Genomic DNA, 26,716 nt, shown 5'->3' on the forward strand with positions numbered 1-26,716 from the left:
GTGCAACGCATCATTTACAAAAAATACCCCTTTATATCGACCAAACTGGTGGTATCTCCCTTGCCCAATTATCCGCCCGTGCAAGGCGTCTCAAACGCCAACATGGTTTGGGTGTCTTAGTCATTGATTATATCCAGTTAATGACAAGTAGTGCAAAACGTTCTTCAGAAAACCGCGTTCAAGAAATCACAGCGATTACCATGGGGCTTAAAGCTTTGGCAAAAGAACTCAATATCCCGATCATTGCTCTTTCACAGCTCTCACGCCAAGTTGAAAACCGAACAGATAAACGTCCCCAGCTTGCCGATCTACGAGAATCAGGTTCCATTGAACAAGATGCCGATGTTGTGCTGTTTGTTTATCGTGGAGAATATTATCTCAAAAATGAAGCACCCAAAGAAGGCTCCCTTGAGTATAGTAAATGGCAAGAGGCAATGGAGAAAGCCAAGGGCAAAGCTGAGGTTATTATAGCCAAACAACGTCATGGTCCGACAGGCGTCGTTCCTCTTGCCTTTCAATCCGATTTTACACGCTTTAGCGATCTGGAAGAGAGAAGATAATCGTCATATCTTAGAAAAAATCCAAGAGGCTCTCACCAAAAATTATGCATCTTAAAACGCCCTTTGAAAGACCTTTGAAGACCCTTTGAAAACCCCTTTAATTTTTTTAAAAAGACGTGAATTTTAAAAATGAATTGCTGCAAAACCTGGTGTCAAATTCTGCAAAACCTGCTGACAAGCTACATACAGTCAAATTCTGCAAAACCTGGTGACAAGCTACAGTCAAATTCTGCAAAACCTGGTGACAAGCTACAGCTATAAAAGCGCTGTGGCGGAGGGGGTGGGATTCGAACCCACGGTACAGTCTCCTGCACGCCGGTTTTCAAGACCGGTGCCTTAAACCGCTCGGCCACCCCTCCAAACTAAATATGCTTTTTACAAGGTTCTTGACAAAGGTCAATCATTTAAATGGCCTTCTAACCATTTTTAATAAAATTGCTTAAAGCCCAATAGGGGTAATTTCTTTTAAAAAACTGTGCTTAACTCAGGTAGTCTCATTTTAGTGTAAATAACTTATTGTAGTTTGACAGTAGGTTTTGCAGTAAGTGGGAAGAGGTGGGATGAGTTAGGAATAGGTGGTAATTTGTTGTTTTTATGTACAGTTTTTACCATTAAATGCGCGTTTTGTCAAAATAGATTTTGACAGCTAAAATTGGAAAAAAATGCGAAAAATGGTAAAAGTTACGACTTTTTAGCAAAACTGAGAAAAGGCTTTGAAAGGTCTTTGAAAACCCTTTGAAGATTTTTAAAAAGTCTGTGAAAGCCCAGAAAACCGCCTTTGAAGAGGCTTTGAGGATTTTTGCATTATACGTGTGTTGGCAACGAAAATAAGGAAAAATTTGTCAAAAAATCAAAAAAGACGTGAATTTTAAAAATGAATTGCTGCAAAACCTGCTGTCAAATTCTGCAAAACCTGATGACAAGCTACACATAGATTAAAGGTAGTATAAAATAAATGGTGGGTGATGAGGGGATCGAACCCACGACCCGCTGATTAAGAGTCAGCTGCTCTACCGACTGAGCTAATCACCCACTTTTTGAAAAAGATAAAGGTGAGCGGTTCTATAACGCTCCTAAAGGAGGATGTCTAGAGAGTTTTATTATTTTTTAGATAAAAAGCTACAGTTTATGGCTAAACTTGCTGCTTGGTTAAAAATAGAGCTTTACCCCTTGATCTTATATAAAAAGAGAACCATTATAGGAATCTCTATAAATAAATGTCTGGTTATTTATAAGAATTGTGAGTTGGAGGATTGTCGCGCGTAATGCCCGAGAAAGATTCAGATGAACCTTCTTGTTGTCACAAGTGGTATAGGCTATTATTTTGTTTTATAAATTTTTTCAGTAATCATGTATGTATAAGCGTTATTTGGCGGTTTTTTGCGTTGAGTGCAATCTGTTTGCGTTCAATGTTTTTGACCCATTGTGGGTTTTTGATCCGTTTTGGGAATAAAAGCTTATGAATTTGTTTTTTCAATTACACATTTTTAAATTTTCAAAGGATGAACTATGATGGAGTGGATCGTGGATCCCCATGCGTGGTTTGGCTTGGTCACGTTGATTTTTCTCGAAATCGTTTTGGGGATAGATAATCTTGTTTTTATTGCAATTTTAGCTGAAAAGTTACCACTGCATTTGCGTGATCGTGCACGCTTGATCGGTCTCACTTTAGCATTAGTGATGCGACTTATTCTTCTGATGGTTATTGGATGGGTGATGAATCTTGAGACAATCATTTTTTCATTCTCATCCTTTATGTTTAGTTGGCATAGCCTCATCTTGATTTGTGGTGGTGCTTTTTTGCTAGCAAAGGGAACTTTAGAGCTCCATGAAAGATTAGAAGGTGCCTCGCATGAAAGAAAAGTTGGCGCTGCTTATGCCGTGTTTTGGCAGGTCATTATTCAAATTGTGGTGCTGGATGCCGTCTTTTCTCTAGATAGTATTATTACTGCAACAGGTATGATCGCAAAGGAGCAGGCATCGGTTATGTATATAGCCGTTATTGTTGCTATGGGTGTTATGATGTATGGGTCTGGCCCTCTTATGCGTTTTATTAATCGTCATTCCACTATTGTAATCTTGTGTCTTGGTTTTTTGATGATGATAGGTTTTACTCTCATTGTCGAAGGATTTGGCTTTCATATTCCAAAGGGGTATTTATATGCTGCTATTGGTTTTTCTGTTCTCATTGAAGCTTTTAATCAAATTGGACGCCGTAATCGTGAAAAGATGATTACAACAAATGATCTTCGTGGTCGAACCGCTGATGCTGTTTTGAAACTCTTAGGAGGGAGAAACAAAGATGGTAATCTTGGTGAGACTGTGGATGTTATTGCTGAACGAGCTGCGGTTTCTGATATCTTTCGACGCGAAGAAAAAGAAATGATTCGTGGTGTTCTCGATTTGGCTGACCGTCCCGTTCGTTCTATTATGTCACCGCGCAATGAGATTGAGTGGCTGGATTTAAATGGTGACGAAAGTGAAATGCGTGAAGAATTACAAAAGGTTAAACATAGCCGCTTAGTTCTTGCTCGTGAAAAAGTGGATGAGTTTGTTGGGGTTGCTTTGACCAAAGATCTTCTTTTAAATTTGGCTGAAGGAAAAAAGATAAATTGGAAAAAAGCGATGCGAGAGCCGCTTGTCGTTCATGAGAATACAAGCGTTTTACGATTGATGGAGCAATTACGCCATTCTTCTGTTCAGTTTGCAATTGTTGTTGATGAGCATGGCTCTTTTGAAGGAATTGCAACACCAACCGATATTCTTGAAGCTATTGCTGGCGATTTTCCTGATGATGATGAAGAACTTATGATTGCAGAACAACTTGAAAATGGAAGTCTTCTTGTTGAAGGATATGCTGATATTCGACGTTTAAGCGGTTATCTTGAGCGTAATCTTGTTGATGAGGCAGATCGTTATACGACTCTGGCAGGATTTATGCTTTGGCAATTTGGTCATTTGCCGAATGAGGGAGAAAGTTTTGAAGCTGATGGCTTACGCTTTAAGGTTGTTGAAATGGATCGCCGAAATGTCTCTAAAATCCTTATCTCTCCACTTGCTGAACCAGAAAAAAGCTCATTATTATAAAGCAATAAGGTGATAAAAAAGCTCTTTTGATGGTACAAAGTGCGAGAATCTGTAGCTTGATTGCACTGTCATTATTTTTTGCAGCGCTTTAAGCAAGAAGTGATACGTATAGGAAAGTTAAATTCTCAATGCATTTTTATGCAAAAAGGAGTGTGTATTAATGGTCTGTGAGGGGGAATGAGAAAAAATGATACAAAGTTGGTTGTGAAATAATCATTCATCGTGAAATGGGGACTGCATATATGTGCGTTCTAAATTTTAAAAGGGTCAATATTTTATAAAATGCTCTTTTGTATATTCGTAAAATTCCTTTGATTTTTTCTTTTCATGATAAAATTTTATAGGGAAGAGGTTGATCCTTTAAAGTTGCCATCTCGATATTTTTGCATTGAAAGTTGATTGAAGGTTGTTTTCTCTATAAAGTTCATTTTCTAGATTGGTAAATAGGTTTTTGAGGATAAAAAGATTTCCAATGTATTATGTATCATGCAGTTGGTGTGAAAAAAGAAGGGCTTTAAGGTGTAGTACGAGAAAGACAACGAAGATAACGGCTATGATAGTTTATATAGGGAGTAACATTCGGTACAATGATTGTTGATAGATATTTGCACGAAAAAGAAGAGGGGAGAGATTTGTCTTTTTATTTAGGAGGTGTGGGTGTTCGTTTCCAATATTGTTGCGTTTCGAAAATTGCGACAACAAATAATGAAATGATGAAGGGTATAATCAAATAAAGCATTCTAAATACAATAAGGGCTGCAACAACGTCGGTTGGGTTGACACTAGGCATGCCTGTTATGAACAAAGCTTCCAGAACACCAATTCCTCCAGCTGGAGCATTGGAGAGAAGGGTTATCGTGAAAGATGCCAAGAAAACACCGAGAACAGAAATAAAATGCACATCTGCACTATATGGAAGAACAGCGTAGATAATCCCTGCTGCTCCTAAAAGTTCTAAAGGACTAATAAGCAGCTGTTGAAGAACAATTTTCAACCGTGGGTAGGAAAGTTGAATTTTTTTGCTCAAGCGTAAGGGTTTTAGTTGAAGCCAACTGCCAAAAGTATAAAGCCCTATACAGCTGAGCAGAGCTATACCAACAGCTGTTCCAAGCCCTTCAGGAAGATTCTCATGAATGAGAGTGATAATCTCAGGTTGCAGAAGCAAAACGATTCCAAAGAGAAAAACTGTACCGATGACAAAAGTAAAAGAGCAAAAACCTACCAATATCGCAACTTCTGTTCCATTTAATCCTTTCATTTTATAGGCTCTATAGCGTACAACTGCACCAGAAAAAACAGAAGCACCAATGTTGTGTGAAAGTGCATAAGTGGTAAACGAACATATGGCGATAAAAATCCAAGAAATTTTATGACCCAAATGTTGTAAGGCAATACGGTCATATCCAGCAAGAGCAGCGTAAGCTAAAAGAGAGCATAAACAGGCTAATAGCCAGTGTTGCGCACTTAAATTGCTTAAGCGTTCCAGGACATCATGGAAAGAAATAGCAGAAAGCTTTATATAAAGAATGCGGATAGATACCAGCATTGCTAAAATACCAATAAATGGCCATATAAACTGCTTTATTTTCACGCGTCTTTATCCATTTTGTGTTTTCTGTAAACTGAATTCATTCTCATCTCTATGTTTCAAAACTCTTTGCCCCGTGATATGTTCAATAAATCCATGAGCAATTTCTTCATCGTCAGTTACTACAATGTCTGCGCCCAAATCAATAAGGTAAGTTGTTTCTACATCGGATAGTGCATGGGTGATGATTTGGATATCTTTCCTTATATCACGTATATTCACTATACATTCTCCTACTTCAATAGTGCTTCGCATTGTAATAACAACTTTGTATGCATTGTTGATATTTGTTGCATTCATGATTTCTGGTTGAATGATATTTCCGCAAATGATTTCGAAGCCATCTGCAATTCCTTGATCAGCAAGGCGTCTTGATTCTTCCGCTATGACTATAGGCTTTCCTTTGTCTCTTAAAGAGTGTGCAATATATTTACCAATACGGCCGTAACCAATAATCACAATATGATTGGTTTTTAAGGTTATTGGTAAAAACTCTTGATCAGGATCTTGAGGCTCAATATCGGTAACCGTTTGTGTATCTTGTAATTTTGCAGGCAAATTTTCTAAATGTTTTTTAATTTTGTTACAGGTAATGAAAACGAGGGGATTAAGCAAAATAGAAAGAATGGCTCCCCCGAGAATTAAATCATGGGCATCATTGTTTAAAAGCCCCAAGCTTAAACTTAAGCCTGCAAGAATAAAAGAAAATTCTCCGATTTGGGCAAGGCTTGCAGAAATGGTTAAAGCGGTTGCATGAGAATAGCGAAAAGCTTTAACAATGAAGAAGGCAACAGCAGATTTTCCTATTATAATAATGAATAATGTTGCTAAGAGAGGAAAAAAATGAGTCAATAGTTTTCCTGGATCAAATAACATCCCCACAGAAACAAAGAAAAGAACAGAAAATGCGTCTCGTAGAGGTAAGGATTCTTCTGCTGCACGGTGGCTTAATTCTGATTCACTCATAACCATGCCCGCAAAAAAGGCACCAAGAGAAAGAGAAACACCAAATAAATGAGCTGCTCCGAAAGCTACTCCCAGTGCAATAGCAACAACACTAAGACGAAATAATTCACGTGATCCTGATTGCGCACTCATTTTGAGTAACCACGGGATAATGCGTCGTCCAATAATGAGCATGAGGGCGATAAAGATAATCACTTTCAGAATGGTGACACCAAAAATTCCCCAAATACTTAAGTCCAACCATTGAACAAGAGGATCAAACGCTTCTTTTTTGGTGCTGCTAAGAATATTGGCCAGGGATGGTATGAGGACAAGTATCAAAACCATTGCTAAATCTTCAATGATCAGCCATCCAACCGCAATGCGTCCTTTTTCTGTTTCCATAAGATGACGTTCTTGCAAAGCACGTAGCAAAATAACAGTACTTGCTGTTGACAAAGCTAAACCAAAGACCAAGCTTCCGATGAAGCCCCATCCCATGATGAGGCCAAGACATAAACCTAGAAAAGTCGAAAATGCTATTTGTGCTATGGCTGCAGGAATAGCAATCGCTTTGACAGATAAGAGATCTTTTAATGAAAAATGCAATCCAACACCAAACATTAGCAAAATAACACCAATTTCAGCAAGCTGATTAATAATAGCGGAATCTATTTTGAAGCCGCCTGTATTGGGTCCTACAATGACGCCAGCTAACAAATATCCCACAAGTGGTGAAATTCGTAAACGACTTGCAATCATTCCCAAAAGAAATGCTAAACATAAGCCCGCAACAATCGTTGTAATAAGTGGTGTATCATGGAGCATGGACTATTTACGACTCTTTATCAAAAAATGAATAGGCTAAAAAACTGTCATTCTTATGAGATGAAAGGAGTGATATATTATATGAATCAGTCATGGTTTATATGAAGCAGTTAAGGCATTTTTATTTTGGTTGCGTTTTTTTATGATTTTTCCGTTCACGCCACCAATCTCCTAGAAGGAGTAAAATAGGAGCGGCAATAAAGATAGAGGATGATGTTGCAATAATAATGCCAAAGACCATGGGGACTGCAAAATTATGGACAGCACTTCCACCCCATATCGCCATAGGTAACATCGCTAAAACTGTGGTTGCTGATGTAAAAAGACAACGTACAAGAACCTGATTAATTGAAAGGTCAATAAGTTCACGCAATGGCATTTTTTTATAAAGGCGCATATTTTCACGCATTCTGTCATAGACAACGACTTTATCATTTATGGAATAACCAACAATTGTTAAGAGAGCGGCTATGGCTGTCAAATTAAAATCAAGTTGGAATAAAGCAAAAAAGCCAATCATTTTTGTGGTGTCTAAGATCAGTGTTACAATCGCACCAACGGCAAAGAACCATTCAAAACGCAACCATATATAAAGAGACATTGCAATTGCTGCGAGAATAACAGCCGTAAAAGCAGCTGTAGCCAGCTCACCTGAAATTTTGGGACCAACAACTTCTATTTGATCAAATGTGGCATCTGGATAGATATTTTGTACGGTTGTTTTCACTTTATCAATGCCAATGGTTTGTTGTGCTTCGCTCCCACTTTGTTTCTGCATACGAATGAGAACAGTGTTTTCATTATCCATGTTTTGCAGTGTAATTTCACCAATGTTAAGAGCGGAAAGCTTGGAGCGTAAAGTTGCTAAGCTTGCTGGTGTTTTAGTGGTAATAGTCATTTGGCTCCCGCCAATAAAATCGATTCCAAAATTCAAGCCAGGCTCAAAAAATAGAAAAACTGAAGCAAGCGATAAAACGATAGAGACGCCAATACCAATAAAGCGTGCTTTCATAAAGCGGAATGTTGTATTTTGTGGAATGATATTGAAAATCGAGTGAAGATGCAGAGTTTTAATTTTCCATTTGCGAATAACCCAAATCATCATAATACGCACGATGGTGATATTCGTGAACATGGAGATAATAATACCAAGCAACATTGTTACAGCAAAACCGCGAACGGGACCTGTACCAAACCAAAACAGTAAAATAGTTGCAATCATCGCAGTAACATTGGCATCAACAATGGTTGCGAAAGCATGCTTAAATCCACGGTCTAAGGCTGCAAAGGCACTGATACCTTTTTGGCTTTCCTCACGGATACGCTCATTGATGAGAATGTTGGCATCAACAGCGATACCAATGCCTAAAATAATACCAGCGATCCCTGGTAATGTGAGTGTCGCACCGAGAAGACTTAAGGCCGCAAATGTTAAAATAGTGTGGAATGCTAAGGCTATATTGGTGATGGCGCCCCAAGTTCTGTAGAGAAGAAAAATAAAAACTGCAACAAGAATGAAGCCGATTATGCCAGTGTAAAGTCCCATTTGGATGGCATCAGCACCAAGATTTGGACCTACGGTTCTTTCTTCAATCACGGTCAGTGGTGCGGGTAGGGAACCAGCACGCAGAAGAGCAGCCAAAGTGGAGGCTTCTTTCGCGTCAAAATTTCCTGTAATTTGACCTTGTCCATTGGGAATGACGCTATTTATAGTGGGAGCAGTCAAAACTTTATTGTCAAGAACGATTGCAAAAGGGCGGTTAATATTTTGTCGCGTTATATCCGCAAATATTTTTGCACCAGCAGAATCTAATGTGAATGAAATAATAGAACGTCCTGGTAGTTGTGGATCAAAACCTGCGCGAGCGTCTTTGAGAACATTTCCATCTAAGGCAATTTGGTCATAAATTGCGTAGTGTTGTGTTTCATCTGTATAGCCAGGAAGAATGGAAACACCTGGGGGAGGATTGTTGATATCTACATGAGAGGGCACCAGATGAAAGCTCATCTTAGCGGTTGTTCCTAAAAGATCACGCAGTTGCTTTGGGTCTTGTAAACCTGGCAATTGAACCATAATACGATCCGTTCCAACCTTTTGAATAGCAGGTTCTGTCACACCAACTTGATCTATACGGCGACGGATGATTTCTAAGCTTTGTTCAATAGCATTGCTTATGCGATCTTTAATACCGGCCTCCGTTAATACTATACGGATAGTTTCATTTTGAGCACTGATTGCAATATTATCGCCTGTTTTACCAAAGCTACCTTGTATGGGAGTGATCAGTGTTTTTAAAGCAGAGAGTGCTTTTTCAGTTTCTGATGAATCAGAAACGAGTACAACGATGCTTTCTTCGATAATACGAACACTTGATGTCCGGATTTGTTGTTCACGTAGTATGTTACGCACATTTCCTAAAACGGTGTGTAATTGATCACGTTTTAATGTTTTGCTATCCACTTCAAGCAGGAGAGAAGAACCTCCTTGAAGATCTAGACCAAGTGTTACACGGGTGTTGGGTAAGAATTGTGTGGTTTTAACCTGTTCTTGCGAAAATAAATTGGGCAGAGCAATGTAAATGCTGCTGAAAAGAACAAAACAATAAAGGGTGGTTAACCAACCGGGTGTACGCATAATAATATTCCGCTAATAGACAATTCGTTATTAAAATGAAAGGTAAGATAATCGTTTTACAATTCAAACAAGAGGAGGAGCACGTTGATTTGAAAAAGAGGGTGTTTGTAAGTCGTCAAGTTGTGTACAAACGACTATGGCTATTCTTAAAAGGAGGCATAATGCTTCAATATTTTGAAAACTATTGATGGGTAGAAGTGGATCTGCATGAGGTGTACCTCTTTTTTCGGTTATTGCTCCATTGAGATGATCACAGTTGTTTGCTAGATTAAGTACATTCGTTTTTATGATGTGATTTTTTTGTGATTGCTTGAGCCAGCAAGCCCGTGCTCCTAGGTTATTTACTAATAATATGCCCAAACTGGATAAAAGAATCCAAGCCGTAAAGGAAAGAAAATCTTCTTTTTTGCAAAAAAGGTGCAAAAAAAGCATGTTCGGACGCCTTCTTTTTTAATCTTTTTGAGTGTTCAATGTACTGTTATCCTTTCTCGCTACCAGTATTATAGGATAAGGAAAAGCTTTTATGAGATTATTCTATAAACGTTGAAAACGTTTCTTTTATATCATATTTTTTAGAAAAGGGGTAGATTCCTTTTTATACATCTAAAATGATATAAGATGGCGATAGAAATCATATAGAAGATGAGTGTGGTAGAGAGAAAGGTTACAAGAGTTTGTACCGTTTTATAGCCTATCTGTAGCGTAAAGAAAAAACTATAAAAGTAGATGTCAGCTAAAACGAAACGAGAAATGATTTTATGAACCGCCTTCATCAGATCTTCAATTTTTCTTATTAAAATTTTCTATTGGATTGTATTTAAATTAATAGCTAAAATGTGGTTTATATGCTATTGTTCTCGGGTCCTTATCTCCAAATGTAAGCTTAGAAATTCCAAACTTCTAACATAAAAAAACAATAATTTTATTTTACGAAGTGTAGCACGTTAAGTCTAAGGCAGATATGTATTCATTTTTTAGAAAAAAATTACGCATCGTTTTCTTTATTCTTGGAATTATCACTGTATTTAGCTCTTGTGCATGGGAACATCTTAGAGCACAAAATATTATTACCGTACAATCGATAGACTCTCACTCTGTTGATGAAATTATTCAACAACAGAAGGAAGTTATTAAAACTCTTGAACAAAATACAGAAACTTTAAAAGAAGATTTTGAAAATAAACCAGAGGATGAGCGTGCTTTGGCAGAGCTTCGGTTACGTGCACGAAATATTAGTCAACGTGCCCTAGAAGAAGCGTTTATTTTACGCACACCTCTTAATGATATTAATATTCTTCTTAATCAATTTACAGAGCTCTATGATGATTTAAAAAACTTGAAAAATCAAGATCAGCAGCATTCTCATTTGATCAAACAAAAAGCTCAAATTAATAATCTCGTACTTCGATTAGAAACAGTCTTTTTAGCTACAAATAGAATAGCGGAACTTTCTATTTCTCAATCTCGAGAACTTTTTAAACGTAGGTTTACTCACAAGCTTGAATTTTCAATGCCTATGATTCAACATCTTGTTAAAAAAACCAAAGAAGCTTCCTCTGACTTTTTTTTGTTGTTGCGTTCTTGGTGGGATTTTGTGTTTTATTTCAAGATATTGCAACTGTTTCTTTCCTTTTTGATTCCACTTTGTATTGCTTTAGGTCTTTCTCATCTTTCTGGAAAAATTTTAGCTCATGTGCGTGAACATTTTACCAAAAGTTATGGGGAAATATCGTATTTACAACGCTTATTCGTCGCCTTTGTTTCAGTTTTTTTTCCTGCGTTTGTATGTATTGTTTGCGTTTATCTTGTGTCGTTTTTATTCCGTGGTTTTGGTTTAGATCTAGGAAAACTCGCAACAGTATTTGATATGCTTGGGTGTCAAATCATTTTGGTTTTTTTGGTAAATCGTCTGGCTGTTGTTCTTTTATCATCGAATATAAAGTTTCTCCAACTTTTTAATATTACGCCGTCTGCAGCCTCTCAATTGGTGGTTTTGTTCACTTTTTTAGGCGCCATTTTAGCAGTTGATGCTGTGCTGGATAGTATTTATCAAATTATTTCGGCTTCTCTTTCTTTAACAATTGCAAAAAGTTTTATTGCTGTTTTTTTGGTAGCGATATTGTTGTTTGTCATCTCGTTTGTACCTTTGTTTAAGCGTCGTCCTTCTCCAAATGAAGGGAGTGAGGCGTTTTTTTTTCCAGTTTATATACGCATTCCTCTGATTTTATTGGGATTATCGTTGCTTGTGATGGATTTGTTAGGCTATGTTGGTTTGGCCCGTTTTATTGTGCAGCAGATGATGATCGGCGGTGCATTTTTAGTTTTAATGTATTTGGGGATAAAAAGTGCTCAAGCCATTAGAATTAAAGGACAATTTATGAAAACAAGTGTTGGTTTTGCTTTGATGCAATGGTTGCACTTGGAAGAGAAGACAATGAATCAACTCGGGGGTATTTTAAGCATTTTCCTGAGTTTGTTTGTCATTGTGTTTTGTACGGTGCCAATAGTTGTACAATTTGGGGTTTCTTATTCTGATTTGAGAGCGCTTTTATGGCAGTTTATGACAGGTTTTCAGATTGGAAATATCTATATTTCTTTGATGTCTGTTGGGACTGGAGTTGTTGTTTTTTTTGCTTGCTGGTTTTTTGTTCGTCGATTTATCCATTGCTTAGATGAAACGGTGTTGGTACATGGAAAGTTTGATTCTGGCGTACGTAATTCTATCGCAACGGTTATCAATTATGCCGGAGTAATTGTCTCTGCTTTGATAGGATTATCAATTGCAGGTTTGGAACTCAAAAACTTTGCGCTTATTGCTGGAGGGCTTTCGCTTGGTATAGGCTTTGGATTGCAAAATATTGTTCAAAATTTTGTCTCTGGGCTTATTATTTTGATTGGAAGACCTTTTCAAATCGGTGATTATGTGGAATCCGGATCGGTCGGCGGTATTGTAAAACGTATTAGTGTGCGCGCAACAGAACTTGAAACATTTCAGTGTAAGACGATTATTATTCCTAATTCGTCTCTTATCAATAACAATGTCAGCAACTGGACACGACAAAGTAAAATAGGACTGGTTGATGTACCTGTTTCTGTTTCTTCCAATATTGCTCCAGAGCGTGTTGTTGAAATTTTGCTCGAGATTGCTTCTACCACAGAAGGGGTTTTAAAAAATCCTGCGCCGCAGGTGAGTTTTACTGCATTTGATAGTAAAAAATTTACCTTTAATTTGGCTGTTTATGTGCCTAATATTACCTCTCCCTCTAAGGTAACCAATGCTCTTCGCTTTGTATTATATAAACGCTTTGTTGAGGAAGGAATACTAGAATGCTGAAATGTATTCACATTTTTATTATGGTTACACTCTTAGATGTTTTGACCATGACAGCTTTTGCAGCAATTGTGAAGAATACGGATTTAAAGGTACAATCTTTTATTCTCGTTGAAGGAAGTATAGCTGTAAACATCTCATTAAACCCTCAGCAAACAGCTACGGTTTGTATGAAAGGGTGTTTTATTACCTTTCCAAATAAAGACCGTTTTGCAATAAAGATAGAAGATAATATAGAAATCAGCCATGGTAGAGCAATCTTTAAGTAAAATAGCTTGAGTTTTTATTATAATATTTTTCAGTATAGAGAAGGTTATTCGTGAATTTTTGAATTATTACTGTTGAATATTTTCATATAGTAAGCTTAGATTTTTATGCAGTGTCCATTTATATGACTTAATATAGACATATCTTTCTCTATATAAATGTAATTTTATATATTTTAATGATATAGCAATTAAAATTATTTTCTAATAATATTTATTGTTTATAAGAAAAAAATAAGTATAATTAAGTAAACTGTGATTTATAGCATGTATCTTGTGAATTTATATGTATCTATAGAATGAGTCTTTTATTTTTTATGTGTTTGGTTAAAGAAAACTTTTTTGTTGATTAAATTTTATGATTTATTTGCGATATTTATATATAACGAAATATTTATTTATAATAAAAAATATTTTATCTTTTAAAAAGAAAATGTAGTATATAATTTTAATGATTTGTTAACCTTTTATATCTTAATTATTTAAGCTTTTTTAGAAGTATTAAAATTTGTTTATTAAATTAAATTTTGATGTAATTATGCGTTTCATTATTATTATAAAGGAGTAAATTGGATTTTATATCATAAAGTTTTATAATATTCTGGTTTTCTAAAGATGGTTTTTTTATGTTTAAATAGAGCAGTGGGGTATAATTTTATGAATACAAAGTTTATTGTAGCGAATACAAAATTTATTGCAGCATCCGTTTTTGCTTTTGTTTCAGCTTCTGGAGTGCAGGCAGCGGATGTGGTTGCTTCTGAACAGCCAGAGCCTACTTCTTCATCGGTTGTTGTTTCTCCATCTTTTTCTTGGTCAGGTTTTTATTTTGGAGGTCAAATTGGTGGTCGCTCGGGTAAAACTTCTGCAACAGTGCCCGATGTTGAGATTCCTCTTCATCCTGATGAGGTAAGCAAAGGTAAAAAATGGATTCCGCTTGAGGAAAAGTATTTGCCTAAACTTTCAGGCTTTACAGCAGGTCTTTACGCAGGTGTTAATTTTGATGTAGGCAATGGTTTGGTCTTAGGCGTTGATACAGATATGCTTTTGTTTCAGCAAAAAGATACAAAAACTGAAACTGTTGGTGCTCCTGCTCAAGCTGCTGAAAGGAGAAGTATGCTGCGTGAGGGAAGTGACGATGAGCAGAAAAATGAAGTTCGGGGAACTGTTAGCCATACTTTGAAGCAAAAATGGTCTGGTGCTACACGGGTACGTGTTGGTTTGCCTTTTGATCGTGTTATGCCTTATGTTTCTGGCGGTGTTGCTTATGGACAGTTTCAGGATATTTTTTCTGTTTCAATTACGGGAGAACAACCTTTTAATGCGACATCAGATGTTACCAATACAATGATTGGCTATACTCTTGGTGGTGGTATTGATTTCGCAGTTACAGATGATATTATTCTGCGTGCAGAGTATCGCTATTCAGATTTTGGTAAAAAGAAATTTAAAGATGTGATTGAAATTAAGCATAATACGAATGATTTTCGTGCTGGAGTCGCTTATAAGTTTTAGTTTTTGTAAAATTAAAGTTGCTTAAGAAGGTCCTATTTCTTAGGGCCTTTATTTTTTATTTATGCCCTTTGTTTTGTAAAATAATAGATGTTTATTGTTTTGGAAATCATGAGAGGTAGAGAAAAGTTTTTCGGATTTCCATTCTCTAGAATGGAGTGACTCTCAATGATTAAAGATAACTCAAACATTTTCTTCTCAAAAAATATAACCAAAGAGGAGATGATTCGATTTTGTTTCATCATGACTCTCTTTGAAAGAGCTGCAATAAAATAATTGAGAGATGACTTTAGTTGTTATAACCAACACATTGGAAAGTGAGAAAAAACTATTTTATTATGGTGCGGACGGCGGGACTTGAACCCGCAAGGCCTTCGACCGGCAGATTTTAAGTCTGCTATGTTTACCGTTTTCATCACGTCCGCGATAAGAGCTCTCTCATAAGCTATATTTTTTATTGAATCAAGGATTAATGAGTAAGAGAAAAACTTTTCATTTTGGGATGATAAAATTTTGACTGACAAAACTTATCTTTGTCGCTAGATAAGAGTTTGTGTCTGTATATTAACGCAGTATGAAATAATTGGTGTTATGGGGAAATTTATTCAAGACGTAAATGAATCTATGGTGGCTTTACACAATGTGTTTACTGAAACGCCACTTCAAAAAAATGATTTTCTAAGTCAGAAATTTGATGCAGAAATTTATTTGAAACGTGAGGACTTAACGCCGGTACGGTCTTATAAAATTCGTGGTGCTTTTAATTTTGTTTCTAAAATGCTTGGCAAGATATCTCCAGAGGCTGTGTTTGTTTGTGCTTCAGCTGGGAATCATGCGCAAGGGGTCTCGTTTGTTTGTCGCCATTTTAAACGTAAAGGCGTGATTTTTATGCCTGTGATGACACCACAACAAAAAATAGATAAGACGCGCATTTTTGGGAAAGAGTTTATTGATATTCGTTTGGTTGGTGAGACGTTTGATCAATGTTATGCAGCTGCACAGTCTTTTGCTGCACAAAGTGGTGGTATCATGGCACCGCCTTTTGATGATGCCCACATTGTTACGGGGCAAGCGACAGTTCTTTGTGAGGCTGTTTTGCAGTGGAAGAAACTTAATGGAGAAAGTGAGCCAGATTTCATCATTGTGCCTGTCGGGGGTGGTGGTTTGGCTGGTGGTGTGAGTCAATTTTTACATGAATATGGTTGGAAAACGAAGCTTCGTTTTGTTGAACCACAAAGAGCGGCAAGTTTGCTTGCCTGTTTGAAGAGTGGCAAACGTGTCAAACTTGAAACTATTGATACATTTGTGGACGGTGCTGCTGTTGCTGAAATTGGTGCGTTAAATTATAGGTTGTTGAAGAAATTCTCGCCAGATTCTGTTATTACAGTTCCTGAGAATCGTGTTTGTTCTACAATGGTTGAAATGCTTAATGTGGAAGGTGTCGTTCTTGAGCCTGCAGGCGCTTTATCGATTGATGCACTTAACAGTTTTTCCCCTCAAGAATTGAAAGGCAAAAAAGTCCTTCTTGTTATTTCAGGTGGTAATTTTGATTTTGAGCGCTTGCCAGAGATTAAAGAGCGTTCTTTGCGTTTTCAGGGATTAAGAAAGTATTTTATTTTTAGTTTTCCGCAACAACCTGGTGCATTGCGTCATTTTCTTGCGACATTATCGCCAGATGATGATATCGTGCGCTTTGAATATTTGAAAAAGTCGGCGAGAAGCTTTGGTTCTGTGTTGATTGCAATTGAGACAAAAAAATACAATAGCTTTTCTCTTTTAGAGAAAAAGTTTCAAGATTTAGGTTGGCGCTATCGTGATATTACCAATGATCAAACGTTATTTGATTTTGTTATCTGAGAAGATGGGACTTTTTCTAAAACGAAAGATATTAAAATGAAGTCTATTTTTTATTTTATGCTTTGTCTCTTTTTGTTGTTAGGAGCAGGTAAGCAAAGTTTCGCATTTGAGCCAACAGAAACACAAAAAGCTGGGCTTTCAAGCCTCATTGTTGAGGTGAATGATTCTGTAAAAAACGGAAATTTTACACTTCTTTCTTCTCATATGCCTGATCGGCTTTATAAAGAGATAGCGCGCCGATTGCAGACGACAGAAGAGAGTTTACATCATGATTTTCTTCAACAGCTGCGTGTTCAATTTGAAAATTTGCCTGCAGGTGCTTATCATTTAGATGAAACGAACATAGATTATTTGCAAACCGAGAGTGGTGCTGTTTATGCGCTGATTCCGACGAGACTAGAAACAAAAGATCGTCTTATTAAATATAAGACGTTGGCGATTTTTGATAAAACACGATGGTATTTAATTTATGGTGGTCATAAAACTATACAAAATCCAGTTTTTCTAGAAATTTATCCTGATTTTGATCAGATACATCTGCCTCTAAAGGAAGTTATAATGAAGAAATAAATGCTTGAAATATTGTTTTTTGTTCATAGTGAAATATATCTTGGGGCTTGCTTTTTTGTTATAATCCAATGATAATAGAGGTGATGGTGTTTTGGGGCTGGTTTCTTGGCTTTTTTAAAAATGAATTTATATACCTTTGCCTTGGTTTTAAGGTGCACATGAGATGCGCAAATCGCTCTTTCAAGCGTTGCTTTACAAATTGAAAATATCAAGATCTCTTTTGCGCAGGTTCTTGAGGAACACAGTTCAGCTTGTTATTTGCTTAGCATGGTTGAGCTGAGGAAAGATTTTATTTTGGATATAAATAGAGAAAATGTTTTTACCAATTTAGGTTTGTCTCATCTTTTGATTAAAAACTTGCTCGTTGCTGGTATGAATAAACCTAAGCCTGTTCAGGAACAGGCAATTCCAGTGATGTTGAAAGGATATGATATTTTAGGCATTGCACAGACTGGTTCTGGAAAAACCTTGGCATTTGGTTTGCCTATTTTAAGTCAGGTTTTGGCTTTGGGGAATAAACGGTTCCCTAAAACTGCGCGTGCTTTGATTTTGGCTCCTACACGTGAGCTTGCTGTTCAAATTGATGAAACAATTTGTGCTGTTGCGAAGGGAACGCATCTTTCTACATGTCTTATTTTGGGTGGGGTATCACGTTTAAAACAAATTAAACGCATGAAAACAGGTGTGGATATTTTGATAGCAACGCCAGGGCGTTTAAGAGATCTTGTTCGTGAAAAATGCGTTGATCTTTCTCAAACGCGTTTTTTTGTTCTCGATGAAGCAGATCGTATGTTAGATATGGGCTTTATTCATGATGTACAGCAAATCGCAAAGCTTTTGCATCCGGAGTGTCAGACAGTTCTTTTTTCTGCGACAATGCCGAAAGAAATTACGGCATTGGCAAAAACTTTACTTAGTGATCCAGTAAAAATAGAAATGGCTCCTCAGGGAACCACGGCTGTGGAGGTTACGCAAAAGTTATATTGTGTTCAGACACGTGAAAAAAAGAATATTTTAGGGAAACTTTTGACAAATCCGGCGTTTGTTTCGGTTATTGTTTTTACCCGGACGAAACATGGTGCTGATGCTGTTACGCGTAGTCTCGTCAAGATAGGGTATTGTGTTGCAACAATTCATGGAAATAAATCACAAAATGCTCGTCAATCTGCTTTAAAAGCTTTTCGTGAAGGAGTGGCACAGGTTCTGGTTGCAACAGATATTGCAGCCCGTGGTATTGATATACCAGGAGTAAGCCACGTTATTAATTATGATTTACCAGATGAAGCTGAAAGTTATGTGCATCGTATTGGTCGTACAGGACGCAATGGTGCAAAGGGTGAAGCACTCACGCTGTTTGATGAAGGGATAGAGGGTGCACGATTGCGTGCTGTAGAACGCTTGATTCGTATGCGATTAGCACGTGAATCTGTTCCAGAACAGTTTGCTGCATTTCCAGAAAAAACGATTGTGGAAGAAGGCGGAGGGAAGGAGACATCTAAGAAAGAATCTTCTCTGAGAAAACCTAAACGCCGGAAGCAATTTTTCAATCGTAAAAAAAAGCTGAACAGTCACAGGGTAAAAATTCTTAACCGTCTCATGAAAGGCACAAAAAAGCTAAAGCAACAGCAAAGCGTGCGAGGTCTTTTCGTTTCCGAAAGTCCGTGAAGAGGGCGGCTTGAGTAAAATCTTTAAAAGAGATCGTGGCAGGAATATTGTTCTCTTTTTAGTGTACTCAAGAGCAAAGGAAGTAAAAAACAGTATTTTTTCTATCATGAAAGGGGGGATAAAGCGGCCCATTTTTTAGAAGTAGCAATATTTTGTCTGTTGAATGTTAATGGGTTCGTTTTAAAGAGATCTCTCTTAAAGTTCTTTAGCCCATTTCGTGGTGGTGTTTGAGTGAATTGTTATAAACGGTAAATCCATTGTGCACTGCCATCTTCACGCTTATAAAGGGACAAGTCGGTACCGTCATTTTTTTGCCAGCTCTCCATCTATTTATCAACTCATAGTGTTGGCAATTTACTCGCTTCATGAGATTGCGACAGCTCTTACATGAAGGCGATTCATGAGAGGTATTTTCCTTTTTTCTCTCATTTTTATCTTCATGCCAATCTTGCTTATGGCGTAAAGCCAAGTGAATAAAATTGATTCAACATGAAGTGATTTGAGATGAGATAATTTTACAATATTTGGGGGTATGATTTATGGTTAGTAACGATAAATATACATATAAATCAATATGTTGAATGTAGTGAAGAGATATTTTGAAAAGGTCTATGACTTGTAAATTAGAGAGATAAAAACTCTATTTTCAAATTTTCTTATGATGCTTATTTAAGATTCGCTTTTTCCTTAAGGGAAAAAGGTTTTATGGTTGAAGAATATGCAACAATTCATTGTTTTCATTATCCCAAAATGCACTGTTTACCAAATTGGATTTTGATCGAAAAAATAAAAATTTAATAGCAAAAATGAGAAAAGCTTTAGCAAGCTTGGAGAACGGCTCTTTAAAAAAGTAGATTGATACGCATTTTTAGAACGAGTGATACAAAACCAACTCATAAGTTGCAATCATGAATGAGAAAAGATTCCTCTCTCACACATAAAAAAAGGGAATAGAAAGGGCAATGTGGGGTGGGACTCAAAATGTCTAAGAGAAGCAGGAATTATTTCAATATAAGAGCAGACATAACATTGGGAATTGGAAAGTAAAATGGAAAGAGCATCGTGAGCGTTAAAGTTGTTTCATCATCTTTACTATACTTATATTTTAATGTGTCATGAGCTCATGATATTTCACTTTTATTCCATATTCCTTGTAACTTAGGGAATAAATGCGGTGTGATATGACTTATGTTTTTTAGATCAAGATCATGTTTATGCTAAATTTCCCATTGATCTGATTGTTTTTGAAAGTAATCTTTGAATTTAATTGCTTCTTTGAAATTTCTATTCTCAAACTTTAATTTTTGCATTTTTGTCTCAAAAAAGAATAGAAAAATTAAAATTATTATATGAATAAAAAGAGTTATATGTTTTTGTAAAATCATTTCTTTAAGCTTTATAGAGTAAAGTTATCAGAAAGTTTCTAGGTTATTTGCGCGGTTTAATTTTTTCTCAAAAAGTTACGATTCATCATTTTACGTAATCGAAGTGTTCTTTCGATTATTTTGCAATTTTTAGTGATTCATTGGAAGACAGAAAGCCTATTGGGCGGTTATCTTCATGAACATTGAATGTGAATTTGAGGATTTTTGTTTTCATTATAAAAAAATAAATTTATGGAGTTTTTTATTAATCTTGTGAGAAAAGTTGTACTTTCTTATTCGGCACGTTTTTTATCTTAAAAAGATTCAGTGTAAGCTTCAAAGAGAGAATAGTGTTTTTGTGAAGTGGAGAGCTTTCATTCTTTGTCTATTGTAGTTTGACAGTAGATTTTGCAGTAAGTGGGAAGAGGTGGGATTAGTTAGGAATAGGTGGTAATTTGTTGTTTTTACGTACAATTTTTACCATTAAATGCGCGTTTTGTCAAAATAGATTTTGACACCTAAAATTGGAAAAAATGCGAAAAATGGTAAAAGTTACGATTTTGTAGCAAAAATGAGAAAAGTCTTTGAAAGCCCAGAAAACCGCCTTTGAAGACCCCTTGAAAAAAATCAATCCAAAAGTTCAATGGACTCTAAAATCAACCAAAAATGATCCCAAAAGCAAAAAAGATTTTCATATCGATTTTTCCTTTTAGAGGAGCATTAAGCCGTATCTTGTGTAGTTACTAGATGTGCTTTTTCAACTTCTATTTGACGCTTTAAATGCAATTTTAGAAGAGGCAAAGTAAGTTCCACTTCTTCAGTGTCGTTTATGTTTTGAACAAGCTCTTGTAACTTTTTATAAAGCTCTGCCGCTAATTCCGCTAGATCTTCAGGGGGGAGTTTTATATTTGCATCGCGATAGGTTGTATAAGCTATGCGACCGAGTTTTTTCATGAGTCCAGCAGGAATGGTAGGTGCTTTTAAAACCGCTGTTTTCGCTTTTGCTATGTCACTAAACATTTCACCTTCACCTGTAGCTAGCCATTCCACAGATACACCACAAACATTTTTGTAAATTACTAACATCGATACAGGTGGTTCGCGTAAGCCAGTTTCGTAGTTACTCATAGTACTTTCAGGTACTGCAAGATGATCAGCAAACTGTTTGCGTTCCAAAAAACCAAGGGCAAGCCGTACTTCACGTAATCGTTTTGCCAGTTCTGTTTTAGGTTCTTTTTTAGGTCGTCCCAAAAAAAATCACTCCTAATCCACATCCAGGTTGACTAATTCACAAAAGTGAATTATGTATCCTATTACCGCCCGTTATTGAGGGCGTTTATTGTACATTTAACCCCACAAAAAACGGATGATTTGAGCATCCGTTTAAAGCAGGAGCGAAAGTTATGACAATCACACAAAAATGGGATCGCCATAGTATTTTAGCCGAGCCACACTACCGTAACATGACCTTGGCGGAGCTCGCGAAAGCATATCAACTCCCTTCATCCAGCGTTCAGCATATCTGGACACGACCCAATGAGAAAGCCGAGCGTGCTATTGCAGACTTTATCGGCTTGCCCGTCGAGCAAGTTTTCTTTGAGCGCTACCCCAAAAGTCGCCGTCGCATTTTTAAAGCAGCAAAACACGCTCATACGGATTCCATCAAACATTCCCCATTGCGTGGGAGTGCTGCTTAAAACTGTGTTGGCTTTGCGTGTTAGTGCATTTGCCATGAATTTAAATACCATAAGATAAAAAGGTTTATCAATGTCTAAAGATCAAGACGAAATAGGCAAGGTAAATTGCATAGAGTTTCATCAGGGGGCAGCCATTTGGGTCATAGCTGATGATCAGATTGTCTTTATCGGGGGTGGTTATAGTTGCTGCTTATAATTTATGGACCCCAGAGGAAAAGAGAGAGCTCTTCAATCCTTATTCAGAAGTTGAACGTTTAGAAATGATGCTTAGCTGTTCTTTTAGAGCAGTGAGTTGTGGCTTTAGGCATCTGCCGATACGCTTTATTATAGATCCGCCGCATTATTTGTTTGATGCGATGTTGGCGCGGCAAATTGCCATTCATATTTTGCATTATCAGTTTGAGGTGCCACGGCGGCGCATTGTTGCCATGCAAGAGCGTGAACGTACAGCAGTTGCTCGCTCTTTGCGTACAATTAATCGGCGTTTGGAAGAACCAGTTTTTGCGAGATCTTATCGAAGTTGCCGATAGGATTGGTTTATCGAAGGAGTCTGTGAAACGTCTCGATCGCATTTCTCAGCATTTACAGCCGGAATTGCGTTCGGTTTTGCGTGGGACGGCATTGGCAGATAATCAGGCGCAGTTGTTCAAATTAGCTAAGATGGAGCCGGTTTTCCAACGGCGGGTGGCGATTGCTTTGCAACAGATTGAGGGAGATTTACGGCGTGCTATTGATTTGGTCAATGGGATTAATACGCCGCTGAAAATGAATGAACAGGAACGGATTTATGCCCAATTGTTAGGGGTATGGAAAAGAGCAGATGCGCAGACAAAGGGGCGTTTTTGTGATTATCTTGAGAAAGAACGTGGGGAGGAGCAGGCATGAAGAGGCATGGTTCTCAACAGCTTGATTTCTTTCAAGGGAAATGTCATCAGAACAATTTGCAACCCGTATTATCTCTGAACAAACAGAGGTCTCTTCTTGTGATATTCGACGAGGCAATCTCTCAGAAGAGCAATTGAGCAAAATTATTCGTGCAACGCATCATTTACAAAAAATACCCCTTTATATCGACCAAACTGGTGGTATCTCCCTTGCCCAATTATCCGCCCGTGCAAGGCGTCTCAAACGCCAACATGGTTTGGGTGTCTTAGTCATTGATTATATCCAGTTAATGACAAGTAGCGCAAAACGTTCTTCAGAAAACCGCGTTCAAGAAATCACAGCGATTACCATGGGGCTTAAAGCTTTGGCAAAAGAACTCAATATCCCCATCATTGCTCTTTCACAGCTCTCACGCCAAGTTGAAAACCGAACAAATAAACGTCCCCAGCTTGCCGATCTACGAGAATCAGGTTCCATTGAACAAGATGCCGATGTTGTGCTGTTTGTTTATCGTGGAGAATATTATCTCAAAAATGAAGCACCCAAAGAAGGCTCCCTTGAGTATAGTAAATGGCAAGAGGCAATGGAGAAAGCCAAGGGCAAAGCTGAGGTTATTATAGCCAAACAACGTCATGGTCCGACAGGCGCCGTTCCTCTTGCCTTTCAATCCGATTTTACACGCTTTAGCGATCTGGAAGAGAGAAGATAATCAGGTAATATCTTAGAAAAAATCCAAGAGGCTCTCACCCAAAATTATGCATCTTAAAACGCCCTTTGAAAGACCTTTGAAAACCCTTTGAAAACCCCTTTAATTTTTTTAAAAAGACGTGAATTTTAAAAATGAATTGCTGCAAAACCTGGTGTCAAATTCTGCAAAACCTGATGACAAGCTACATCATTTCGCTTGTAGGGTGAATGTGTGAAAGAATACTTTTTACACTGACAAGGCTGTTCACCAAGAGCTGGAAAGAATCAATCTTCCTTTCAAATTTATAGCAAAAACGTAAATTATAGGGTTCTCTGTTTGAAATTCTATCACCGAACGTGCATTTAAAGTTTCCGTTCTTTGGAAAAGAGTGAAAAATCAATCGGCATTACACTACGCAATAAAAATTTGTAGAAATCTGTTTTATGAAAAATGTGGCTCCCCGGGCCGGATTCGAACCAGCGACCAACCGGTTAACAGCCGGTTGCTCTACCGCTGAGCTACCGGGGAACAGTGCCCAAATATTATTAATCAAGGGCTATAGCAAAGCAATCGTGATTTGCAAAGGATAAAATTACTTTTTTTGAAAAAAAAGTATGAGAAATTATAGAAGAAGAGGAAAAAAGATGAAAGAAAATTTCTATAGCTTGACGGATGCGTTCCCTTCGCTTATTGAAAAACTTACCTGTTTTTTACGAGGCCTCGTGGCGGAATGGTTACGCAGAGGACTGCAAATCCTTGTATCCCGGTTCGATTCCGGGCGAGGCCTCCAGATGACTTTAACTTAAGATGACCTTTTGGGATAATACGCGCCAGTAAACGGCTTTCTTTCATGATAAGAGGCTTTCATTATGGAAAATAGTCTGGTTAAAATCTAATTGTTGACTATAGCGTACTTTTTTGTAACACCTACAATAAAGGTTTGTGGTCCTTTGTTGTTATGTAGGAGAGAATGGTCATTATGGTTGCAGATTTTGCAGAGCTTCGCCGCAAAATGGTTGACAATCAAATTCGTACAGTAGATGTGACGGATTTATCAGTTCTTAAAGCATTTTTAACAGTGCCGCGTGAAGATTTTGTACCAGAAGATATGAGAGCTTTAAGTTATCTTGATACTGATATTGTTACATGCACGGCCCAAAATGGGGTTCCTGCACGCTATTTGATGGAGCCTGCCCCTTTAGCAAAATTACTACAGCTTGCTGCTATTAAATCATCAGATATTGTGTTAGATATTGGTGCAAACAGTGGTTATTGCGCAGCATTGCTTTCAAAACTTTCTGAGTCTGTCATTGCGTTAGAAAGTGATGAAGTTCTTTTAGAACGGGCTGTTGAGGCTTTAGAGCGTAATCAATGTGATAATGTGGTTGTGGTTCATGGATCTTTGGAGCAGGGATATGCGGTTGAAGGACCTTATGATGTGATTTTTATTGAGGGTTCTGTCGATTTTGTTCCAAAAGATATCTTTGAGCAAATGAAAGATGATGGACGTCTTGTTGTTGTTGAAGGACATGGTAATGCCGGTGTTGCGCGAATCTATGTCAAAGAAGATGGAATTGTTTCGGCGCGTTGTGCTTTTAACCTTGCTGTGAAATGTCTTCCTGGTTTTTTAAGAACGCCTGATTTTATATTTTAATGCTTGTTTTCTTTGCGAGTAGAATATAGCTTTGTGGCTCATTTGGGGATTTATATTGTGTTCAAAGTAAATAGAAGATTTCAGGTGTGTTTATTGTTGGCTTTGAGCGCTTCTTTCTCTCAGCCTGTTTGTGCTGAAACATTGATGGGTGCTTTTTCTAAAGCTTATATATACAACGCTAAGTTGAATAGTGAACGTGCAGCTGTCCGTATATCAACAGATGATGTGGTCATTGCACGCTCAGGGTTGTTGCCACAAATTGAGGGTGTTGGAAGTTATGGGCGGAGTAAGTCCGTGGCGGGGCCTTATACTACTTCTGGATCTTTGGGGATAAAATTAAGCCAAAGATTGTTTGATGGTTTTATCACGCAAAATACCTTTTTTTCAGCGCAAGTAAAGCTGCGGGCGCAGCGTGAGTATCTTCGTAATGCTGAGCAAAATACATTTTTGGATGCTGTCACTGCTTATGCAAATCTCTACCAAGCACGGCGTATTGCAGATCTTCGTAGAGAGAATTTGGCTGCTCTTGAAGAACAAGTTCGTTCGAATAAAGCAAGATTTGATGTGGGGGAGGGCGGGCGTATTGATCTTGCTCAAGCGCAGGCTGCGCGCGCTCTGGCTGTTTCAGAACTCGGTCTTGCACGTGCTGATGTGAAATCAGCAGAGGCCGTTTATCGACAAGTTATAGGTTTCGATCCTGAAAAGTTACAACGTCCGCTTGCGGCTGGAAACTTGCCGGTAACTCTTGATACTGCTTATCAAATGAGCGTTGTTATGCATCCAGCAATTCTTTATGCGAAATATTTAGTTGATGCGAGTCTCTATAATGTAAAGGCAAAAGAAGGTGCACTGCTTCCTAAGGTCGATTTTTCTGCAACAGCGTCTTATAATCGGGTTTACAGTGGCATTGGAGAAGATGGCGTTTCTAAATCAATAGGGTTATCGGTGAGCATTCCCATTTTTGAGGGTGGCCGCACGTCTGCTCAGATTCGCCAATCAAGGGAACAGTTGGGACAGGCTCGTCTCCAGCTTGATTTGGCACATAGTAACATAAGGCAGGCACTTACTTCCGCTTGGTTTCAGTTAGAAGGTGCAGGTTCAGCGGTTGTTGCTTATCGTGAGAGTGTCCGTGCTGCTGAAATTGCTCTTAAGGGGCGTATTCAAGAAAATCGTGTGGGACAAGCCACAACATTAGATGTTTTAAATTCTCGGACTCAGTTGATCAATGCTCAAATCGCCCTTGCGATGGCAGAACGAAATGCCGTTCTTGCGAGTTATAATGTGCAATCCTCGATTGGGAAATTGACCGCAGACTATTTAGGTTTAAAAACGGTTAAATACACCCGATAAATGCATAAAAATGCCTTTTTAATCTGCAAGTCATTTAAATCTTTAAAAGATCATAAATCAATCATTGGGCATGCAATAAAAGAGAGAAATCAAACATTCTTTCATCAATAAAGTTGTGCGTAGGGCTTTTTTCGTGACAATCATGTTTGAAATAGAGTGGTATGTTTGAAATATAGTGGGCGGCATGTTGATCTTATGATTCTTTTGCTTAAACTAGTAGTGTGATTCTGTTTGTTG

Annotated in this window: 17 protein-coding genes, 5 tRNA genes and 3 pseudogenes; 16 read left to right on the top strand and 9 right to left on the bottom strand. The window is 37.6% G+C overall.

All coding sequences use genetic code 11. The annotated features are described in order from the left end of the window. A partial coding sequence (locus BN67_RS02090) for a DnaB-like helicase C-terminal domain-containing protein (RefSeq protein ID WP_019222507.1) occupies positions 1-560 on the top strand: 560 nt, incomplete at its 5' end. 269 nt (positions 561-829) lie between these two features. On the opposite strand, the gene BN67_RS02095 is transcribed toward BN67_RS02090, so the two are convergent. Both BN67_RS02095 and BN67_RS02100 read right to left on the bottom strand, forming a co-directional pair. Further along, a tRNA-Ser gene (locus BN67_RS02095) sits at positions 830-919 on the bottom strand. A gap of 597 nt (positions 920-1,516) precedes the next feature. Next, positions 1,517-1,592, bottom strand: a tRNA-Lys gene (locus tag BN67_RS02100). Positions 1,593-2,069: 477 nt separating this feature from the next. On the opposite strand from BN67_RS02100, the gene BN67_RS02110 reads away from it, so the two are divergent. Beyond that, positions 2,070-3,647: a TerC family protein gene (locus BN67_RS02110; RefSeq protein ID WP_019222509.1), complete on the top strand. Its 1,578-nt coding sequence runs from the start codon at positions 2,070-2,072 to the stop codon at positions 3,645-3,647. A 640-nt stretch (positions 3,648-4,287) separates the two neighbouring features. Here BN67_RS02110 and BN67_RS02115 read toward each other — a convergent pair. From BN67_RS02115 to BN67_RS02130, 4 genes are all read right to left on the bottom strand, one after another. Continuing rightward, on the bottom strand, positions 4,288-5,238 hold the full coding sequence (locus BN67_RS02115; RefSeq protein ID WP_019222510.1) for a lysylphosphatidylglycerol synthase transmembrane domain-containing protein: 951 nt from the start codon (positions 5,236-5,238) through the stop codon (positions 4,288-4,290). A gap of 6 nt (positions 5,239-5,244) precedes the next feature. Continuing rightward, on the bottom strand, positions 5,245-7,008 hold the full coding sequence (locus BN67_RS02120; protein WP_019222511.1) for a cation:proton antiporter domain-containing protein: 1,764 nt from the start codon (positions 7,006-7,008) through the stop codon (positions 5,245-5,247). Between the two features lie 121 nt (positions 7,009-7,129). Beyond that, positions 7,130-9,643 carry a protein translocase subunit SecD gene (gene secD / locus BN67_RS02125; protein ID WP_019222512.1) on the bottom strand — a complete coding sequence of 838 codons (2,514 nt, stop codon included), beginning with the start codon at positions 9,641-9,643 and terminating at the stop codon, positions 7,130-7,132. A gap of 63 nt (positions 9,644-9,706) precedes the next feature. Next, complete coding sequence (locus BN67_RS02130) at positions 9,707-10,075, bottom strand: hypothetical protein (RefSeq protein ID WP_019222513.1); 369 nt, start codon at positions 10,073-10,075, stop codon at positions 9,707-9,709. 529 nt (positions 10,076-10,604) lie between these two features. Between BN67_RS02130 and BN67_RS02135 the strand changes: the two genes are divergently transcribed. From BN67_RS02135 to BN67_RS02145, 3 genes are all read left to right on the top strand, one after another. Then, positions 10,605-12,977: a mechanosensitive ion channel domain-containing protein gene (locus BN67_RS02135; protein WP_019222514.1), complete on the top strand. Its 2,373-nt coding sequence runs from the start codon at positions 10,605-10,607 to the stop codon at positions 12,975-12,977. Continuing rightward, complete coding sequence (locus BN67_RS02140; protein ID WP_019222515.1) at positions 12,971-13,243, top strand: hypothetical protein; 273 nt, start codon at positions 12,971-12,973, stop codon at positions 13,241-13,243. The genes BN67_RS02135 and BN67_RS02140 overlap by 7 nt, the downstream gene beginning before the upstream one ends. Before the next feature lie 654 nt (positions 13,244-13,897). After that, a complete protein-coding gene (locus BN67_RS02145) occupies positions 13,898-14,752 on the top strand; it encodes an outer membrane protein (RefSeq protein ID WP_019222516.1) in 855 nt (284 codons plus the stop codon). Positions 14,753-15,088: 336 nt separating this feature from the next. On the opposite strand, the gene BN67_RS02155 is transcribed toward BN67_RS02145, so the two are convergent. Continuing rightward, positions 15,089-15,174: transfer RNA gene (locus BN67_RS02155), tRNA-Leu, on the bottom strand. Between the two features lie 166 nt (positions 15,175-15,340). On the opposite strand from BN67_RS02155, the gene ilvA reads away from it, so the two are divergent. The 3 genes and pseudogenes from ilvA (at position 15,341) to BN67_RS12505 (ending at position 18,855) form a co-directional block, all read left to right on the top strand. Next, complete coding sequence (gene ilvA / locus BN67_RS02160; protein WP_026088118.1) at positions 15,341-16,606, top strand: threonine ammonia-lyase IlvA; 1,266 nt, start codon at positions 15,341-15,343, stop codon at positions 16,604-16,606. A gap of 36 nt (positions 16,607-16,642) precedes the next feature. Further along, positions 16,643-17,176 carry a hypothetical protein gene (locus tag BN67_RS02165; RefSeq protein ID WP_019222519.1) on the top strand — a complete coding sequence of 178 codons (534 nt, stop codon included), beginning with the start codon at positions 16,643-16,645 and terminating at the stop codon, positions 17,174-17,176. A gap of 267 nt (positions 17,177-17,443) precedes the next feature. Beyond that, a pseudogene (locus tag BN67_RS12505) lies at positions 17,444-18,855 on the top strand (DEAD/DEAH box helicase). Between the two features lie 2,070 nt (positions 18,856-20,925). Here the strand turns inward: BN67_RS12505 and BN67_RS02190 are convergent. Next, positions 20,926-21,456, bottom strand: coding sequence for a helix-turn-helix domain-containing protein (locus BN67_RS02190; RefSeq protein WP_019222523.1), 531 nt, complete (start codon positions 21,454-21,456; stop codon positions 20,926-20,928). 152 nt (positions 21,457-21,608) lie between these two features. Here BN67_RS02190 and BN67_RS02195 point away from each other — a divergent pair, with 152 nt between their 5' ends. The 5 genes and pseudogenes from BN67_RS02195 to BN67_RS11365 form a co-directional block, all read left to right on the top strand. Further along, a complete protein-coding gene (locus BN67_RS02195) occupies positions 21,609-21,902 on the top strand; it encodes a helix-turn-helix domain-containing protein (RefSeq protein ID WP_019222524.1) in 294 nt (97 codons plus the stop codon). 70 nt (positions 21,903-21,972) lie between these two features. Next, complete coding sequence (locus BN67_RS15155; RefSeq protein ID WP_280101208.1) at positions 21,973-22,098, top strand: hypothetical protein; 126 nt, start codon at positions 21,973-21,975, stop codon at positions 22,096-22,098. After that, positions 22,082-22,432, top strand: coding sequence for a hypothetical protein (locus tag BN67_RS11355; RefSeq protein ID WP_051011282.1), 351 nt, complete (start codon positions 22,082-22,084; stop codon positions 22,430-22,432). The genes BN67_RS15155 and BN67_RS11355 overlap by 17 nt, the downstream gene beginning before the upstream one ends. Continuing rightward, a pseudogene (locus BN67_RS11360) lies at positions 22,422-22,787 on the top strand (ParB/RepB/Spo0J family partition protein); the annotation flags it as partial. The gene BN67_RS11355 and the pseudogene BN67_RS11360, both read left to right, overlap by 11 nt. Before the next feature lie 25 nt (positions 22,788-22,812). After that, a pseudogene (locus tag BN67_RS11365) lies at positions 22,813-23,496 on the top strand (DnaB-like helicase C-terminal domain-containing protein); the annotation flags it as partial. Between the two features lie 432 nt (positions 23,497-23,928). On the opposite strand, the gene BN67_RS02215 reads toward BN67_RS11365, so the two are convergent. Beyond that, positions 23,929-24,003 (bottom strand) — tRNA-Asn (locus BN67_RS02215). Between the two features lie 188 nt (positions 24,004-24,191). Between BN67_RS02215 and BN67_RS02220 the strand changes: the two genes are divergently transcribed. The 3 genes from BN67_RS02220 to BN67_RS02230 all read left to right on the top strand — a co-directional run bounded on the left by BN67_RS02220 (position 24,192) and on the right by BN67_RS02230 (position 26,479). Continuing rightward, a tRNA-Cys gene (locus BN67_RS02220) sits at positions 24,192-24,265 on the top strand. A 189-nt stretch (positions 24,266-24,454) separates the two neighbouring features. Beyond that, a complete protein-coding gene (locus BN67_RS02225; protein WP_026088119.1) occupies positions 24,455-25,129 on the top strand; it encodes a protein-L-isoaspartate O-methyltransferase family protein in 675 nt (224 codons plus the stop codon). Between the two features lie 57 nt (positions 25,130-25,186). Next, positions 25,187-26,479 carry a TolC family outer membrane protein gene (locus tag BN67_RS02230; RefSeq protein WP_425277074.1) on the top strand — a complete coding sequence of 431 codons (1,293 nt, stop codon included), beginning with the start codon at positions 25,187-25,189 and terminating at the stop codon, positions 26,477-26,479. Positions 26,480-26,716 lie beyond the last annotated feature (237 nt).

Source organism: Bartonella rattaustraliani AUST/NH4 (genome assembly GCF_000312565.1).
Taxonomy (GTDB): Bacteria; Pseudomonadota; Alphaproteobacteria; order Rhizobiales; family Rhizobiaceae; genus Bartonella; species Bartonella rattaustraliani.

What these genes read in the sequence shown, in the direction of transcription:
- BN67_RS02110 (WP_019222509.1), top strand. Translation starts at nt 2,070, where the DNA reads ATGATGGAGTGGATCGTGGATCCCCATGCGTGGTTTGGCTTGGTCACG.
- BN67_RS02120 (WP_019222511.1), bottom strand. Translation starts at nt 7,008, where the DNA reads ATGCTCCATGATACACCACTTATTACAACGATTGTTGCGGGCTTATGT.
- secD (WP_019222512.1), bottom strand. Translation starts at nt 9,643, where the DNA reads ATGCGTACACCCGGTTGGTTAACCACCCTTTATTGTTTTGTTCTTTTC.
- BN67_RS02130 (WP_019222513.1), bottom strand. Translation starts at nt 10,075, where the DNA reads ATGCTTTTTTTGCACCTTTTTTGCAAAAAAGAAGATTTTCTTTCCTTT.
- BN67_RS02135 (WP_019222514.1), top strand. Translation starts at nt 10,605, where the DNA reads ATGTATTCATTTTTTAGAAAAAAATTACGCATCGTTTTCTTTATTCTT.
- BN67_RS02140 (WP_019222515.1), top strand. Translation starts at nt 12,971, where the DNA reads ATGCTGAAATGTATTCACATTTTTATTATGGTTACACTCTTAGATGTT.
- BN67_RS02145 (WP_019222516.1), top strand. Translation starts at nt 13,898, where the DNA reads ATGAATACAAAGTTTATTGTAGCGAATACAAAATTTATTGCAGCATCC.
- ilvA (WP_026088118.1), top strand. Translation starts at nt 15,341, where the DNA reads ATGGGGAAATTTATTCAAGACGTAAATGAATCTATGGTGGCTTTACAC.
- BN67_RS02165 (WP_019222519.1), top strand. Translation starts at nt 16,643, where the DNA reads ATGAAGTCTATTTTTTATTTTATGCTTTGTCTCTTTTTGTTGTTAGGA.
- BN67_RS02195 (WP_019222524.1), top strand. Translation starts at nt 21,609, where the DNA reads ATGACAATCACACAAAAATGGGATCGCCATAGTATTTTAGCCGAGCCA.
- BN67_RS15155 (WP_280101208.1), top strand. Translation starts at nt 21,973, where the DNA reads ATGTCTAAAGATCAAGACGAAATAGGCAAGGTAAATTGCATAGAGTTT.
- BN67_RS02225 (WP_026088119.1), top strand. Translation starts at nt 24,455, where the DNA reads ATGGTTGCAGATTTTGCAGAGCTTCGCCGCAAAATGGTTGACAATCAA.